The 16391-nt window shown below is 40.7% G+C and carries 13 protein-coding genes; 12 read left to right on the top strand and 1 reads right to left on the bottom strand.

The genetic code is table 11. The annotated features are described in order from the left end of the window. Window positions 1-34 precede the first annotated feature (34 nt). From HT719_RS00155 to HT719_RS00110, 11 genes are all read left to right on the top strand, one after another. On the top strand, window positions 35-1213 hold the full coding sequence (locus HT719_RS00155) for an MFS transporter (protein WP_172927849.1): 1179 nt from the start codon (window positions 35-37) through the stop codon (window positions 1211-1213). A gap of 92 nt (window positions 1214-1305) precedes the next feature. Then, on the top strand, window positions 1306-3264 hold the full coding sequence (gene ligA / locus HT719_RS00150) for an NAD-dependent DNA ligase LigA (protein WP_172927847.1): 1959 nt from the start codon (window positions 1306-1308) through the stop codon (window positions 3262-3264). Window positions 3265-3266: 2 nt separating this feature from the next. Continuing rightward, window positions 3267-4226 carry a diacylglycerol kinase family lipid kinase gene (locus tag HT719_RS00145; RefSeq protein WP_138703536.1) on the top strand — a complete coding sequence of 320 codons (960 nt, stop codon included), beginning with the start codon at window positions 3267-3269 and terminating at the stop codon, window positions 4224-4226. 22 nt (window positions 4227-4248) lie between these two features. Further along, window positions 4249-6528 carry a type I pullulanase gene (pulA, locus tag HT719_RS00140; RefSeq protein ID WP_138703537.1) on the top strand — a complete coding sequence of 760 codons (2280 nt, stop codon included), beginning with the start codon at window positions 4249-4251 and terminating at the stop codon, window positions 6526-6528. 381 nt (window positions 6529-6909) lie between these two features. After that, window positions 6910-8838 carry a 1,4-alpha-glucan branching protein GlgB gene (gene glgB, locus HT719_RS00135; protein WP_050261564.1) on the top strand — a complete coding sequence of 643 codons (1929 nt, stop codon included), beginning with the start codon at window positions 6910-6912 and terminating at the stop codon, window positions 8836-8838. Then, on the top strand, window positions 8828-9970 hold the full coding sequence (locus HT719_RS00130) for a glucose-1-phosphate adenylyltransferase (protein WP_000787253.1): 1143 nt from the start codon (window positions 8828-8830) through the stop codon (window positions 9968-9970). Before glgB ends, HT719_RS00130 begins: the two co-directional genes overlap by 11 nt. After that, window positions 9960-11099 (top strand): glucose-1-phosphate adenylyltransferase subunit GlgD, encoded by a 1140-nt coding sequence (gene glgD / locus HT719_RS00125; RefSeq protein WP_000687036.1) that lies wholly within the window; start codon window positions 9960-9962, stop codon window positions 11097-11099. The genes HT719_RS00130 and glgD overlap by 11 nt, the downstream gene beginning before the upstream one ends. Next, window positions 11096-12529, top strand: coding sequence for a glycogen synthase GlgA (gene glgA / locus HT719_RS00120; protein ID WP_172927846.1), 1434 nt, complete (start codon window positions 11096-11098; stop codon window positions 12527-12529). The genes glgD and glgA overlap by 4 nt, the downstream gene beginning before the upstream one ends. Window positions 12530-12587: 58 nt before the next feature. Beyond that, window positions 12588-12959 (top strand): HAD-IB family phosphatase, encoded by a 372-nt coding sequence (locus HT719_RS11370; RefSeq protein ID WP_171039143.1) that lies wholly within the window; start codon window positions 12588-12590, stop codon window positions 12957-12959. Next, window positions 12904-13233, top strand: coding sequence for an HAD-IB family phosphatase (locus HT719_RS11365; RefSeq protein WP_240156534.1), 330 nt, complete (start codon window positions 12904-12906; stop codon window positions 13231-13233). Before HT719_RS11370 ends, HT719_RS11365 begins: the two co-directional genes overlap by 56 nt. A gap of 8 nt (window positions 13234-13241) precedes the next feature. Beyond that, on the top strand, window positions 13242-14357 hold the full coding sequence (locus tag HT719_RS00110; RefSeq protein WP_172927844.1) for a glycerate kinase: 1116 nt from the start codon (window positions 13242-13244) through the stop codon (window positions 14355-14357). Here HT719_RS00110 and HT719_RS00105 read toward each other — a convergent pair. Next, the gene (locus HT719_RS00105; protein WP_172927843.1) at window positions 14354-14800 is read right to left on the bottom strand and encodes a DUF1694 domain-containing protein; all 447 of its coding nucleotides are present in this window, start codon (window positions 14798-14800) and stop codon (window positions 14354-14356) included. The genes HT719_RS00110 and HT719_RS00105 overlap by 4 nt on opposite strands. A 163-nt stretch (window positions 14801-14963) precedes the next feature. Between HT719_RS00105 and eno the strand changes: the two genes are divergently transcribed. After that, the gene (gene eno, locus HT719_RS00100; RefSeq protein ID WP_000022813.1) at window positions 14964-16268 is read left to right on the top strand and encodes a surface-displayed alpha-enolase; all 1305 of its coding nucleotides are present in this window, start codon (window positions 14964-14966) and stop codon (window positions 16266-16268) included. Window positions 16269-16391 lie beyond the last annotated feature (123 nt).

Here is a 16391-nt window from a genome sequence, read left to right as displayed (position 1 = left end):
TACAATAGTTTCAAAATTTGAGAGGAGTTTTTATATGAATCGCTATGCAGTACAGTTGATTAGCCGTGGAGCTGTTAACAGGATAGGGAATATGCTCTATGATTATGGCAATAGTGTCTGGTTGGCTTCCATGGGAACTATCGGACAGACAGTTTTAGGAATGTATCAGATTTCTGAACTCGTCACATCTATTCTAGTCAATCCCTTTGGTGGAGTCATTTCAGACCGTTTTTCTCGTCGTAAGATTTTAATGGTGGCAGACCTTGTTTGTGGGATTCTTTGTCTGGCTATTTCTTTTATAAGAAATGACAGCTGGATGATTGGAGCTTTGATTATTGCCAATATTGTTCAGGCTATTGCTTTTGCATTTTCTCGTACAGCCAATAAAGCTATCATAACTGAAGTGGTGGAGAAAGATGAGATTGTGATCTATAACTCTCGCCTAGAATTAGTTTTGCAGGTTGTAGGTGTTAGCTCTCCTGTTCTTTCCTTCCTTGTTTTACAGTTTGCAAGTCTCCATATGACGCTACTGCTAGACTCGCTGACTTTTTTCATTGCTTTTGTTCTAGTGGCTTTCCTTCCAAAAGAGGAAGCAAAAGTTCGAGAGAAAAAGGCTTTTACTGGGAGAGATATGTTTGTAGATATCAAGGATGGGTTACACTATATCTGGCATCAGCAAGAAATTTTCTTCCTTTTGCTGGTAGCTTCCAGCGTTAATTTCTTTTTTGCAGCTTTTGAATTTCTCCTCCCCTTTTCGAATCAGCTTTACGGGTCAGAAGGAGCCTATGCAAGTATTTTAACTATGGGGGCTATTGGTTCCATCATTGGGGCTCTTCTAGCTAGTAAAATTAAAGCTAATGTTTATAATCTTTTGATTTTACTGGCTTTGACAGGTGTCGGAGTTTTTATGATGGGATTACCACTGCCAACTTTTCTTTCCTTTTCTGGAAATTTAGTTTGTGAATTGTTTATGACGATTTTTAATATTCACTTTTTTACTCAAGTACAAACCAAGGTTGAGAGCGAATTTCTTGGGAGAGTACTAAGTACAATTTTTACCTTAGCTATTCTATTTATGCCTATTGCAAAAGGATTTATGACAGTCCTGCCAAGTGTACATCTCTCTTCTTTCCTGATAATTGGAAGTGGTGTTATCATCTTGTCTTGTATATCGTTTATTTATGTTCGAACTCATTTTGAAAAATTTATATAAGGTTGCTTGAGTTTTAAAAATAATTCCAATCTAAGTGTTTTTTCCGCCCTTCTCGTTTGTGAGGAGGGCTTGTTTTATGGTAAAATGGTTTTATGAATAAAAGAATGAATGAGTTAGTCGCCTTGCTCAATCGCTATGCGGCTGAGTACTATACCAGCGATAATCCCTCGGTTTCAGACAGTGAGTATGATCGCCTTTACCGAGAGTTGGTTGAGTTAGAAACTGCCTATCCAGATCAAGTGCTAGCAGACAGTCCGACCCATCGTGTTGGTGGCAAAGTCTTAGATGGTTTTGAAAAATACAGTCATCAGTATCCTCTTTATAGTTTGCAGGATGCTTTTTCACGTGAGGAGCTTGAAGCTTTTGATGTGCGTGTTCGTAAGGAAGTGGCCCACCCAACCTATATTTGTGAGCTGAAAATCGATGGCTTGTCTATCTCGCTGACTTATGAAAAGGGGATTTTAGTTGCTGGGGCAACGCGTGGAGATGGTTCTATTGGTGAAAATATAACAGAAAATCTCAAACGTGTTAAGGACATTCCTTTGACCTTGCCAGAAGAACTAGATATCACAGTTCGTGGGGAATGTTATATGCCACGCGCTTCTTTTGACCAGGTTAACCAAGCTCGCCAAGAAAATGGAGAGCCCGAATTTGCTAATCCTCGTAATGCAGCGGCAGGAACACTGCGTCAGCTGGATACAGCAGTAGTTGCCAAGCGTAATCTTGCCACTTTCCTTTATCAAGAAGCCAGCCCTTCAACTCGTGATAGTCAAGAAAAGGTTTTGAAGCACCTAGAACAACTAGGTTTTGTGGTCAATCCTAAGCGAATCTTGGCTGAAAACATAGATGAAATCTGGGATTTTATTCAAGAAGTAGGACAGGAACGGGAAAATCTGCTTTATGATATTGATGGAGTTGTAATCAAGATCAATGACCTAGCAAGCCAAGAAGAACTCGGCTTTACTGTTAAGGCTCCAAAGTGGGCAGTGGCTTACAAGTTCCCAGCTGAAGAAAAAGAAGCTCAACTCTTATCAGTTGATTGGACAGTTGGCCGTACGGGTGTTGTAACTCCGACTGCCAATCTGACACCTGTTCAGCTTGCTGGTACAACTGTTAGTCGTGCTACCCTACACAATGTGGATTATATTGCTGAAAAAGAGATCCGCAAAGACGATACGGTTATCGTTTATAAGGCTGGAGATATCATTCCTGCCGTTTTACGTGTGGTAGAGTCCAAACGGATTTCTGAAGAGAAACTAGATATCCCTACAAACTGCCCAAGTTGTGACTCTGATTTGTTGCATTTTGAAGATGAAGTGGCTCTCCGTTGTATCAATCCACGTTGCCCTGCCCAAATCATGGAAGGTTTGATCCACTTTGCCTCTCGAGATGCCATGAATATTACAGGCCTTGGTCCATCAGTAGTTGAAAAACTCTTTGCTGCCAATTTGGTTAAGGACGTGGCGGATATTTATCGTTTGAAAGAGGAAGATTTTCTCCTTTTAGAGGGGGTTAAGGAAAAGTCTGCTACTAAACTGTATCAGGCCATCCAAGCATCTAAGGAAAACTCAGCTGAGAAACTCTTGTTTGGTTTGGGAATTCGCCATGTCGGCAGTAAGGCCAGTCAGCTTTTACTTCAACATTTTCTCTCGATTGAAAATCTGGCTCAGGCAGATCCAGAGGAAGTGGCTAGTATTGAAAGTTTAGGTGGCGTGATTTCCAAGAGTCTTCAGACTTACTTTGCGACAGAAGGCTCTGAAATTCTCCTCAGAGAATTGAAAGAAGCTGGGGTTAATCTGGACTATAAAGGTCAGACTGTAGTAGCAGACGCAGCCTTGTCAGGTTTGACAGTGGTATTGACCGGAAAATTGGAACGACTCAAGCGCTCAGAAGCTAAAAGTAAACTCGAAAGTCTAGGTGCCAAAGTGACAGGCAGTGTTTCTAAAAAGACCGACCTCGTCGTTGCAGGAGCAGATGCTGGAAGTAAACTGCAAAAAGCACAAGAACTTGGCATCGAAGTTCGAGATGAAACTTGGCTAGAAAGTTTGTAACAATGACAGAAGAAAGAAAACGTGCGCGTTTAATTTATAACCCAACCTCAGGGCAGGAAATTATCAAGAAAAATATAGCAGAAGTGCTGGATGTTTTGGAAAATATTGGCTATGAAACCAGTGCCTTTCAAACGACTCCAGAACCTCTTTCGGCACAAAAAGAAGCTGAGAGAGCAGCCAAAGCTGGTTTTGATTTGATTATTGCTGCAGGTGGTGATGGAACAATTAATGAGGTAGTCAATGGGGTTGCCTCGCTCGATAAGAGACCTCGGCTTGCTATCATCCCAACAGGTACGACTAATGATTATGCGCGTGCCCTAAAAATTCCAATGGGTGATCCTGTTGCGGCTGCTCAGATTATTGCTAAAAATGAGACCATTCATATGGATATTGGACGAGCTTTTGGCGACAAATATTTTATTAATATTGCCGCTGCTGGAACCTTAACCGAATTGACTTACAGTGTTCCAAGTGAAGTCAAGACGCGTCTTGGTTATTTTGCCTATGTTGCTAAAGGCATTGAAATGTTTCCTAAGACCAAGGTTCGTCCAGTGAGAATCACACACGATCAGGGGGTCTTTGAAGGAGAGGTGTCCTTGATTTTTGTTGCCTTGACCAATTCCATTGGAGGGTTTGAGCAGTTAGCGCCTGATACCAAGTTAGACGATGGTAATTTTACTCTGATTTTGGTCAAGACAGACAAGCTATTTGATATGTTGGGCTTATTGATACAGGCCATTAATGGTGGTCAGCATGTCTCAGACGTCAATATCGAATACCTTAAAACTAGCAAACTACGTTTAGAAGTTTTAGATGACCAAGAACGATTTATGCTGAACCTAGATGGGGAATATGGAGGAGATACCCCAGTTGAACTTCAAGTCTGCCATCATCACATCGAATTTTTTGTCAATCGAGACGAGATTAGTCAAGAATTTATTAGTGAAATAGAAACGAATTAAAAAGTAAAAAGGAAAAATAAAAATGTATAACTACCCTATGCGCATTCATTACCATCGCAAGAATGGTGAATACGACACTTGCTCTTTTGTAAAGAGTAAGGATCAACGAATTGATTTACTAACTTACCAAGAAGATTATTTTGGAGCCTTATTTAGCTTTGAACACCCAAGTGCTCATCCCTTAGAAAGCTTGAATTTTGTGGTTCACACAGGCCAAACTAGTAAAGAATATGCTATCCGTTTTAATCACTATCCCCTCTTAACAGAGGTCTGGATTTTGGAAGGCGATGATAGAATTTATTATTCTGAAAATCCTGCAATTGCAAGTCCTTTCTATAAAAATCAAAATCCTTTTGCTTTTGACAAGGCTATCAATAGCGCTAGTTTCGACCACCACTGGGGCTACCAAGGGGAATTGGGTTGCCGTGTAGAGGACAATCAGGCTCGTTTTGCTCTCTGGGCTCCAACAGCGACAGAAGTGCAGGTTGTCGTTTATGAATCAGCTGCTAATGATGCTCCTGTTTGGAAGACCTTTGAGATGGAGAGAGGCAATAGCTACTCTTATAATCACAAGGACAATACAATCGGTGTCTGGAGTTTGGATGTTGAGGAAGATTTGACTGGTAAGGCTTATCAGTATCAAGTCCAATTCCCTCACCACCAAACAGTGACACGCGATCCCTATACCATCGCGACCAGTCCTGATGGCAAACGTTCAGCTATCCTGAGCCATGAAGAAAAGCAAGTTGCAAACTTCGAGGTCAAGCACGGTTCAGAGGCTACTTGGCGCTTGGCAAATCCATGTAAGGCAGTTATTTGTGAAATGCACATTCGTGATTTGACCAAATCACCGACCTCAGGTGTGGATGAACATCTTCGAGGAACTTTCTTAGGTGCTGCACAGACTGGAACAGTTAACCAGTACGGCCAAGCAACTGCTTTTGATTACATCAAGAAGCTGGGCTACAATTATGTTCAGTTGCAACCAATTGCAGACCGTCACAAAGAATACGATGAGGATGGGAATGTAACCTACAACTGGGGTTATGACCCACAAAACTATAACGCGCCAGAAACTAGTTTTTCAACTAATCCAGACGACCCAGCTCAGGTTATTCGTGATTTGAAGACCATGGTTCAAGCTTACCACGATGCGGGTATTGGTGTTATTATGGATGTGGTCTATAACCATACCTTCTCAGTTGTTGATGCACCTTTCCAAACAACTGTCCCTGATTACTATTATCGTATGAATCCAGACGGTACCTTCCAGAATGGAACAGGCGTTGGAAATGAAACAGCCAGTGAACACGAAATGTTCCGCAAGTATATGATTGATTCTCTTCTATACTGGGTTCAGGAATACAATATTGACGGCTTCCGTTTTGACTTAATGGGGATTCATGATGTCAAGACTATGCAGATGATTCGTCAAAGCTTAGATGAAATCGACCCTAACATTATCCTCTATGGAGAAGGTTGGGACATGGGAACAGGTCTTGCACCTTATGATAAGGCTAAGAAAGACAACGCCTACGAAATGCCAAATATTGGTTTCTTTAATGACAATCAGCGTGATGCTGTCAAAGGTGGAGAAGTTTATGGTGCTATCAAGTCAGGTTTTGTCAGCGGTGCTGCGACAGAGCCAATTCTTGCTAAAGCAATCCTAGGCAGTCGTGAATTAGGAACCTATACACATCCAAATCAAGTACTTAACTATGTGGAAGCCCATGACAATTACAATCTTCACGATTTATTGGCAACTCTTCATCCAGACCAAAGTTCAGAACAAATCATGCGTAAGGTTGAGACAGCCACAGCTATGAACCTACTCATGCAAGGGATGGCCTTTATGGAAATCGGTCAAGAATTTGGTCGGACCAAACTAGTTGCGACTGGTGAAAATGGTGAGTTGACCCATGATGATAGAGAGCGTGCTATGAATAGCTATAATGCTCCAGACAGTGTGAACCAAGTGAACTGGGACTCGATTAATGAGCGTCAAGACAGTATTGAATTTATTCGTCAAGTCATCCGATTGAAGACAAAAACTGATGCCTTTTCTTACTCTAGCTATGATGAAATTTACCATCATGTCTTTGTGCATTCTGCGATTGAACATAGCGGCTGCCTTATCTATGAAGTTCATGGGAAAGAACACCTCTTGGTTGTTGTGAATGCTAAATCAGAACCCTATCCATTTGAAAATGCAGGAAATTTAGCTATGTTGGTAACCAACAGTCGCTCAAAAGAAGACAATGTGTTAGATGATATTAGTCTAGCTGTCTTGAGTGTTTTATAAAGACCATCTATCTCGCTATTCTAACAGATCATTGGAAGTGAACGAATAGAAAGAACTTAGTTGATAACTCACTCGTATAGAAAATTTGATATATATTTTCATCAAACGTGTAAAATCAGGAAATTGTTTTCCTGGTTTTATTTTTTTGCTATAAAATAATAATAATCATAGAAAAAATACGAACTTTTTGGTATTGTAGTAGAAAAAGAAATGCATTTTCGCAATTTTTTTGAAAAAATATTAATTTACAATTGAACAACTAAGTGAACTTTTTGTAGATTTTCAAAATAATTTTAAAGAAGTATAGTAATTTACTTGAATCTTCTCTAAAAAAGTAGTATAATAAAAACACAGAAAACGCTTACAGCAGAAAGGGAGTATATGGATAGAAGAGAAGCATTGCGCACCTTTATGACAGGTGAGAATTTTCACCTCCAGCATTATCTGGGAGCGCATAGGGAAGAAAAAGATGGTGAGTCTGGCTATACTTTCCGAGTTTGGGCACCCAATGCTCAGGCAGTTCACTTGGTAGGGGATTTCACCAATTGGGTTGAAAATCAAATTCCGATGGAACGGAATGAATTTGGAGTCTGGGAAGTCTTTACCAGTTTTGCTCAAGAAGGCCAAATTTACAAGTACCATATCACACGTGCAAATGGTCATCAGCTTATGAAGATTGATCCTTTGGCTGTACGGTATGAGGCACGACCTGGTACTGGAGCGATTTTAACAGAGATTCCAGAGAAAAAATGGAAGGATAGACTCTGGCTAGCCCGTAGAAAACGCTTAAGCTTTGAAGAGCGTCCTGTCAATATTTACGAGGTTCATGCTGGCTCTTGGAAGAGAAATCCAGACGGTAGTCCCTATAGTTTTGCTCAATTGAAAGATGAACTCATTCCTTACCTAGTTGAGATGAACTATACTCACATTGAGTTTATGCCCTTGATGTCTCACCCTCTCGGTTTGAGTTGGGGCTATCAGCTTATGGGTTACTTTGCTTTAGAGCATGCCTATGGTCGTCCTGAAGAGTTTCAAGATTTTGTTGAGGAATGTCACTTAAACAATATTGGGATTATTGTGGACTGGGTACCTGGTCACTTCACTATTAATGATGATGCCTTAGCCTATTACGATGGGACACCGACTTTTGAGTATCAGGACCATAATAAGGCTCATAACTATGGTTGGGGAGCACTCAATTTCGACCTTGGGAAGAATGAAGTCCAGTCCTTCTTGATTTCTAGCATTAAGTTTTGGATTGACTTTTACCATTTGGACGGTATTCGTGTGGATGCGGTTAGCAACATGCTCTATCTAGATTACGATGATGCCCCATGGACACCGAATAAAGATGGCGGTAATCTCAACTATGAAGGATATTATTTCCTTCAACGCTTGAATGATGTCATTAAACTAGCTCATCCAGATGTGATGATGATAGCTGAGGAAAGTTCATCAGCTACTCAGATTACTGATACAAAGGATTCAGATGGTCTTGGCTTTGACTACAAATGGAATATGGGCTGGATGAATGATATTCTCCGTTTCTATGAAGAAGATCCGATTTATCGTACATACGACTTTAACCTAGTGACTTTCAGCTTTATGTATGTCTTCAAGGAGAATTATCTCCTACCATTCTCACACGATGAAGTTGTTCATGGCAAGAAGAGTATGATGCACAAGATGTGGGGAGATCGCTATAATCAATTCGCAGGCTTGCGCAATCTCTATACGTACCAAATTTGTCACCCTGGTAAGAAATTGCTCTTCATGGGTAGTGAATACGGCCAATTCCTAGAATGGAGATCTGAAGAGCAGTTGGAATGGTCTAATCTAGAAGACCCTATGAATGCTAAGATGAAGTATTTCACTTCTCAGCTAAACCAGTTTTACAAAGATCATCGCTGTCTGTGGGAAATCGATACCAGCTATGATGGTATTGAAATCATTGATGCGGATAATCGAGACCAGAGTGTTCTTTCCTTCATCCGTAAGGGTAAGAAGGGCGACATGCTAGTCTGCGTCTTTAATATGGCACCTGTTGAACGAAAAGATTTTACAATCGGTCTGCCTGTTGCAGGGATTTATGAAGAAGTCTGGAATACTGAGTTAGAAGAGTGGGGAGGCGTTTGGAAAGAACATAATCAAACTGTTCAAACGCAAGAAGGACTATGGAAAGATTATGAGCAGACCTTGACCTTTACCCTACCGGCTATGGGAGCAAGTGTTTGGAAAATCAAACGCCGCTTGAAATCTGCAAAAACCGTCACAAGTAAAAACCAAAAAGGAGTAGAAAATGAAGAATGAAATGTTAGCTTTGATTCTTGCTGGTGGGCAAGGAACTCGTCTCGGTAAACTCACTCAAAGCATCGCAAAACCAGCTGTGCAATTTGGTGGGCGCTACCGTATCATTGACTTTGCTCTTTCAAACTGTGCCAACTCAGGGATTCACAATGTTGGAGTCATTACACAGTACCAACCTCTTGCTCTCAATAACCATATTGGGAATGGTTCAAGCTGGGGACTAGACGGTATCAATTCTGGTGTCTCTATTCTTCAACCTTATTCTGCAAGTGAAGGAAATCGTTGGTTCGAAGGGACTAGTCATGCTATTTACCAAAATATCGACTATATCGACAGTGTCAATCCTGAGTATGTCTTGATTCTGTCTGGGGACCATATCTACAAAATGGATTATGATGATATGCTCCAGTCTCACAAGGATAATAATGCTAGTTTGACAGTCGCAGTTCTTGATGTTCCCCTAAAGGAAGCTAGCCGTTTTGGTATTATGAACACAGATGCCAATAATCGCATTGTTGAATTTGAAGAAAAACCAGCTCAACCTAAATCTACAAAGGCTTCTATGGGTATTTACATCTTTGATTGGCAACGTCTCCGCAATATGCTCGTTGCTGCTGAAAAGAGCAATGTAGATATGTCAGATTTTGGTAAAAATGTCATTCCAAATTACCTTGAGTCAGGTGAAAGTGTTTATGCTTACGAATTTAGCGGTTACTGGAAAGATGTTGGTACGATTGAGTCTCTTTGGGAAGCGAACATGGAGTACATTTCTCCAGAGAATGCCTTGGATAGTCGTAACCGTCAATGGAAGATTTACTCAAGAAACTTGATTTCACCACCAAACTTCCTCGGAGCAAATGCTGATGTGGAAGACTCATTAGTTGTAGACGGATGTTTCGTTGATGGAACTGTTAAACATTCTATCCTTTCAACAGGCGCGCAAGTTCGCGAAGGAGCGGAAGTTGTTGATTCAGTTATCATGAGTGGAGCTATCATTGGTCAAGGAGCTAAGATTAAACGTGCCATTATTGGTGAAGGTGCGATTATTTCTGACGGTGTCGAAATTGATGGAACAGATGAAGTACAAGTTGTAGGATATAATGAAGTAGTGGGGGTAGCAACAGATGAAGATTGATAAATATTCTGCCATTTTAGGAAATACAGTTGGTTTTCATGATATGTCGACATTGACGGACCACCGTCCAGTAGCAAGTTTGCCATTTGGTGGGAAATATCGTTTGATTGACTTCCCGCTTTCTAGTCTTGCTAATGCAGGTGTTCGTAGTGTCTTTGGTATTTTCCAGCAGGATAATATCAGCTCAGTCTTTGACCATATCCGTTCAGGACGCGAGTGGGGCTTATCAACCCTTCTCAGTCACTATTATCTAGGTATTTACAATACTCGTGTGGAGAGTAGCACAGTAGGAAAAGAATACTACCAACAGCTTCTTACTTATTTAAAACGCTCTGGATCAAACCAAACGGTTGCCCTCAACTGCGATGTCTTGATTAACATTGATTTGAACCAAGTTTTCCATCTACATAGTACAACAAAAGGGCCTATCACTGTAGTTTATAAAAAACTAGCTAAGAAAGATATTTCAGAAGTAAATGCAATCTTAGAAGTGGATGAAACAGACCATGTTCTTTCTCATAAACTCTTTGATAGCAAGTCAACAGCTGAAACGTTCAATATGTCTACAGATATCTTTGTCGTTGATACACCGTGGTTGATTGAACGCTTGGAAGAAGAAGCTAAAAAAGAACATCCAGAGAAATTGCGTTATGTTTTACGTGATTTGGCTGCAAAAGAGGGAGCTTTCGCCTACGAGTACACAGGCTACCTAGCCAATATTCACTCTGTAGAGTCTTATTACCAAGCTAATAAAGATATGCTTGAATCACAGAAATTCTATTCTCTCTTCTCACCAAACCAAAAGATTTATACAAAGGTTAAGAACGAAGAACCAACTTACTATGCTAATACATCTAAGGTAAGTACTTCTCAGTTTGCGTCTGGTAGTATCATTGAAGGTCAAGTGGCTAATTCTGTTCTATCACGTAATATTCATATCCATAAGGATAGCCTGGTTAAAGATAGCCTACTCTTCCCTCGTGTTGTGATTGGAGAAGGAGCTCAGGTAGAATATGCTATCTTGGACAAGGGTGTTGAAGTTGAGCCTGGTGTTGTGATTCGAGGAACTGCAGAACATCCAGTTGTCGTTAAGAAAGGTAGCAAAGTAACAGAGGATATTCATTCATGAAAATTTTATTTGTAGCAGCAGAGGGTGCACCCTTTTCAAAAACAGGTGGTTTGGGAGACGTCATTGGCGCTCTTCCTAAATCACTTGTAAAAGCGGGACATGAAGTTGCAGTGATTTTACCCTACTATGACATGGTAGAGGCTAAATTTGGAAATCAGATTGAAGATGTTCTTCATTTTGAGGTGAGCGTCGGTTGGCGCAGACAGTATTGTGGAATTAAGAAAACAGTATTAAATGGTGTAACCTTCTACTTTGTTGACAGCCAATATTATTTCTTCCGTGGTCATGTTTACGGTGATTTTGACGACGGAGAGCGCTTTGCCTTTTTCCAACTTGCTGCCATTGAGGCTATGGAAAGGATTGACTTTATTCCTGACCTTCTCCATGTTCATGATTACCATACAGCCATGATTCCTTTCTTGTTAAAGGAAAAATACCGTTGGATTCAAGCCTATCAAGGAATAAAAACTGTTTTAACCATTCATAATTTGGAATTCCAAGGACAATTTTCAGAAGGAATGTTATGGGACTTGTTTGGAGTTGGCTTTGAACGTTATGCTGACGGTACCCTTCGCTGGAACAACTGTCTGAACTGGATGAAGGCAGGTATTCTCTATGCGGATCGTGTTTCAACCGTCTCACCTAGTTATGCTCAGGAAATTATGACCAGTAAATTCGGATGTAACTTGGATCAGATTCTTAGAATGGAGTCTGGTAAAGTATCTGGTATCGTGAATGGGATTGATGCTGATCTTTATAATCCTCAGACGGATGCTCTTTTAGACTATCATTTCAATCAGGAAGATTTGTCTGGGAAAGCCAAAAACAAGGCAAAATTGCAAGAAAGAGTTGGCTTGCCAGTTAGAGCTGACGTTCCACTGGTGGGAATTGTTTCTCGTTTGACACGTCAAAAAGGTTTTGATGTGGTGGTCGAAAGTCTTCACCATATCTTGCAAAATGATGTTCAGATTGTTCTTTTGGGAACTGGAGATCCAGGCTTTGAAGGAGCTTTCTCATGGTTTGCTCAGATATACCCAGACAAGCTATCAGCAAATATCACTTTTGATGTCAAACTTGCTCAAGAAATCTACGCTGCTTGTGACCTCTTCCTCATGCCAAGTCGTTTTGAACCATGTGGCTTGTCTCAAATGATGGCTATGCGTTACGGAACCTTGCCATTGGTCCATGAAGTTGGAGGCTTGCGAGATACCGTTAAAGCATTTAATCCAATCGAAGGAAGCGGTACTGGCTTTAGCTTTGACAATCTATCACCTTATTGGTTAAATTGGACTTTCCAAACAGCTTTGGACTTGTATAGAAATCATCCTGACGTTTGGAGAAACCTACAAAAACAAGCTATGGAGTGTGATTTCTCATGGGATACAGCCTGCAAGTCATACCTTGACTTGTACCATAGTTTAGTTAATTAATAGATAAAATCGTATGATGACTTCATACGATTTTTGGGCTGTTTAGAGAGGAGAACTAATGTCTCAAGTAAAAGGCTTGTGTGTTATGGATGTAGATGGAACCTTAATCCTAGAAGAAGTGATTGATTTGTTGGGAAGAGAGGCAGATCGTGAGGCGGAAATTGCGCAGCTTACAAGTCGGGCAATGCGAGGAGAGTTGGTCTTTGAAAGCAGTTTAAGAAAAAGAGTGTCCTTGTTGGAAGGTCTTCCTATTTTGGTCTTTGATAACGTCTTCAACTCAAATCATCTATCGCTAAATGTCCCAGAGTTCATCTCTATTCTCCAAAAGAATGGCATCCTAGTTGCTCTGGTGTCTGGTGGATTTACACCAATAGTTGGAGAGATTAGCAAAATCCCTTGGTATTGCCTATTTCACTGCCAACCAGCTTGAAGTCAAAGATGGTCTTCTAACAGGAAAATTAGTTGGACAAATTATAAGTCCTGAGGTCAAAAAAGAGATTCTGGAAAAATGGAGAGAGGAACTCAAACTTCCTAGAGAAAGAACAGTTGCAATCGGTGATGGGGCCAATGACCTATTAATGTTGAAGTCATCAGGACTGGGAATCGCCTTTTGTGCCAAAGAAGTGCTGAAACAGGAAATACCACATCATGTTGACAAGAGGGATTTTTTAGAAGTTCTTCCTTTGATTGACTGTTTAGAATGAGGGAAAATATGAAGATTGTAATTGCACCAGATTCATTTAAGGAAAGCTTGACAGCTCAACAGGTAGCTGAAACAATAAAAAGAGGCTTCCAACAATCGATAGCAGATGTAGAGTGTCTCCTCTGCCCTGTTGGTGATGGTGGGGAAGGTACTGTAAATGCTATTAGACATTCTCTTGACCTTGAAGAAAAATGGATCAAAGTGACAGGACCTTTTGGTCAAAAAGAAGCCATGCGCTATTTTCAAAACGAACAACTAGCCCTATTCGAAGTTGCTGATTTGGTTGGCCTTGGAAAAATTCCGCTAGAGCAACGAAAGCCACTGCAAATCCAAACTTGTGGTATTGGAGAGTTGATTCGCCACCTCATCGATCAAGGGATTAAAGAAATCTATATTGGCGTTGGTGGTACGGCCAGTAATGATGGAGGACTGGGGATTGCTGCTGGTTTAGGTTATCAATTTTATGATAGGGACGGAAATGTCTTGCCTGCTTCCGGTCAATCCTTATTAAACTTAGCTTCTGTTTCAACAGAAAATCGCTATAAAATTCCTGAAGGTGTTCAAATTCATATTTTATCAGATGTCGTGAGTCCCTTATGTGGTCATCAAGGTGCGACTTACACTTTTGGCAAGCAAAAAGGCCTAAATCTTACTATGTTTCCAGTCCTAGATCAAGCAATCCAAGACTTTTATGAAAAAGTCTCACCTGCAATATTGCAAATTAAAGGATCAGGAGCTGGTGGAGGCCTTGCTGGTGGTTTGTGTGCCTTTGCTCAGGAAAATATCGTGTCGGGAATTGATACCTGCTTGAACTTAATCAACTTTGATAAGAAAGTTTCAGATGCTGACTTGGTGATTGTTGGAGAAGGTAGACTGGACAGTCAAAGCTTTGCTGGGAAAGCGCCTATAGGTGTTGCAAAAAGAACCCCTGTCGGAGTTCCTGTTATTGCTATTTGCGGTAGTCTTGCTGAAGATTTACCTCCCTTACCATTTGAAAATATCCAAGCCACCTTTTCTATTTTGGAGAAAAATGAACCTTTGGAAGATAGTTTGAAAAATGCCAGTCTCTATCTGGAGCACACGGCTGCCAATATTGGGCACTTATTAACTATGCGCAATATTTAGCCAAACCATTTTTTCCATAAGGATGTTTTGGCAGGTTCTTCCTTTTTAACTTCCCAAAGTTTTGGAAAAGCAAGTCGAAGATCCTTTTCTTCTACTTGAACGGGTGCATTGCTATGGATAACCAGACCGAAGGGAGAAGTAATATGCTCTTCAGATACTATGGTAGCTTGACTATCAGTTTCTTTTGCTTCTTTTAAGTAGAAAACTTGCTTGTCAAATTCGATAGTTGGTGAAATCTTCACAAATAGTGGCTCTGCTTTTTCCTGAAGGTTTTCTAAAATAGATAAAAATCCTTTTTCTAACTGAGGGCTATTTGCTGTATCAATATCTGCATATCCAAGAACTCTTTCCTCAAAAGTACCAAGATAGCGTCTTTGCTCATCCGGATTTAATTTTGCTCCACCATGAGCTTGTTCAAGTAATTGTTTTGATAAATCTGTCATGAAAACAGTATATCATAAAAGTTAGAATAAAACAGACAAAAGAAAGCGATTACTTTATAAAGTTAAGGAAAAGTTGCACAAAGATAACGTTTTTTCTTGAAAAAGAAGGGGTTTTAAGGTATTATAGAGGTGTAAAAAATTTAACTCATAAGGAGAGTAAAAAATGTCAATTATTACTGATGTTTACGCTCGCGAAGTCCTAGACTCACGCGGTAACCCAACACTTGAAGTAGAAGTTTACACTGAATCAGGTGCTTTCGGACGTGGTATGGTTCCATCAGGAGCTTCTACTGGTGAACACGAAGCAGTTGAACTTCGCGACGGTGACAAATCTCGTTACGGTGGTCTTGGTACACAAAAAGCTGTTGACAACGTAAACAACATCATTGCTGAAGCTATCATTGGCTACGATGTACGTGATCAACAAGCTATCGACCGTGCTATGATCGCTCTTGACGGTACTCCTAACAAAGGTAAATTGGGTGCAAACGCAATCCTTGGTGTGTCTATCGCTGTAGCTCGTGCTGCTGCTGACTACCTTGAAATCCCACTTTACAGCTACCTTGGTGGATTCAACACTAAAGTTCTTCCAACTCCAATGATGAACATCATCAACGGTGGTTCTCACTCTGACGCTCCAATCGCTTTCCAAGAGTTCATGATCTTGCCAGTTGGTGCGCCAACATTTAAAGAAGCCCTTCGTTACGGTGCTGAAATCTTCCACGCTCTTAAGAAAATCCTTAAATCACGTGGTTTGGAAACTGCCGTAGGTGACGAAGGTGGGTTCGCTCCTCGTTTCGAAGGAACTGAAGATGGTGTTGAAACTATCCTTGCTGCGATTGAAGCTGCTGGATATGTACCAGGTAAAGACGTATTTATCGGATTTGACTGTGCTTCATCAGAATTCTACGATAAAGAACGTAAAGTTTACGACTACACTAAATTTGAAGGTGAAGGTGCTGCTGTTCGTACATCTGCAGAACAAATCGACTACCTTGAAGAATTGGTTAACAAATACCCAATCATCACTATTGAAGATGGTATGGATGAAAACGACTGGGATGGTTGGAAAGCTCTTACTGAACGTCTTGGTAAGAAAGTACAACTTGTTGGTGACGACTTCTTCGTAACAAACACTGACTACCTTGCACGTGGTATCCAAGAAGGTGCTGCTAACTCAATCCTTATCAAAGTTAACCAAATCGGTACTCTTACTGAAACTTTTGAAGCTATCGAAATGGCTAAAGAAGCTGGTTACACTGCCGTTGTATCACACCGTTCAGGTGAAACTGAAGATTCAACAATCGCTGACATCGCAGTTGCAACTAACGCAGGACAAATCAAGACTGGTTCACTTTCACGTACAGACCGTATCGCTAAATACAACCAATTGCTTCGCATCGAAGACCAACTTGGTGAAGTAGCAGAATACCGTGGATTGAAATCATTCTACAACTTGAAAAAATAAAGTAGTTCAGTAAACTATTTTATCCCGAACCTTGAAATTCAAAAGTTCGGCCGTTGATTTAACAACGTTTCTAGCCCCTCGGATTTTATCCGAAGGGCTATTTTTGGTACGACGGGCATGTCG

Source organism: Streptococcus sp. k-378 (assembly GCF_013277505.1).
Taxonomy (GTDB): Bacteria; Bacillota; Bacilli; order Lactobacillales; family Streptococcaceae; genus Streptococcus; species Streptococcus pseudopneumoniae.
Note: the sequence above shows the minus strand (reverse complement) of the source record. Positions and strands in the feature narration are given on the sequence as shown.

Coding starts and splice junctions, on each gene's coding strand:
- HT719_RS00130 (WP_000787253.1), top strand. CDS start 8,828: ATGAAGAATGAAATGTTAGCTTTGATTCTTGCTGGTGGGCAAGGAACT.
- HT719_RS00155 (WP_172927849.1), top strand. CDS start 35: ATGAATCGCTATGCAGTACAGTTGATTAGCCGTGGAGCTGTTAACAGG.
- ligA (WP_172927847.1), top strand. CDS start 1,306: ATGAATAAAAGAATGAATGAGTTAGTCGCCTTGCTCAATCGCTATGCG.
- HT719_RS00145 (WP_138703536.1), top strand. CDS start 3,267: ATGACAGAAGAAAGAAAACGTGCGCGTTTAATTTATAACCCAACCTCA.
- HT719_RS00110 (WP_172927844.1), top strand. CDS start 13,242: ATGAAGATTGTAATTGCACCAGATTCATTTAAGGAAAGCTTGACAGCT.
- glgB (WP_050261564.1), top strand. CDS start 6,910: ATGGATAGAAGAGAAGCATTGCGCACCTTTATGACAGGTGAGAATTTT.
- glgA (WP_172927846.1), top strand. CDS start 11,096: ATGAAAATTTTATTTGTAGCAGCAGAGGGTGCACCCTTTTCAAAAACA.
- pulA (WP_138703537.1), top strand. CDS start 4,249: ATGTATAACTACCCTATGCGCATTCATTACCATCGCAAGAATGGTGAA.
- HT719_RS00105 (WP_172927843.1), bottom strand. CDS start 14,800: ATGACAGATTTATCAAAACAATTACTTGAACAAGCTCATGGTGGAGCA.
- glgD (WP_000687036.1), top strand. CDS start 9,960: ATGAAGATTGATAAATATTCTGCCATTTTAGGAAATACAGTTGGTTTT.
- eno (WP_000022813.1), top strand. CDS start 14,964: ATGTCAATTATTACTGATGTTTACGCTCGCGAAGTCCTAGACTCACGC.
- HT719_RS11370 (WP_171039143.1), top strand. CDS start 12,588: ATGTCTCAAGTAAAAGGCTTGTGTGTTATGGATGTAGATGGAACCTTA.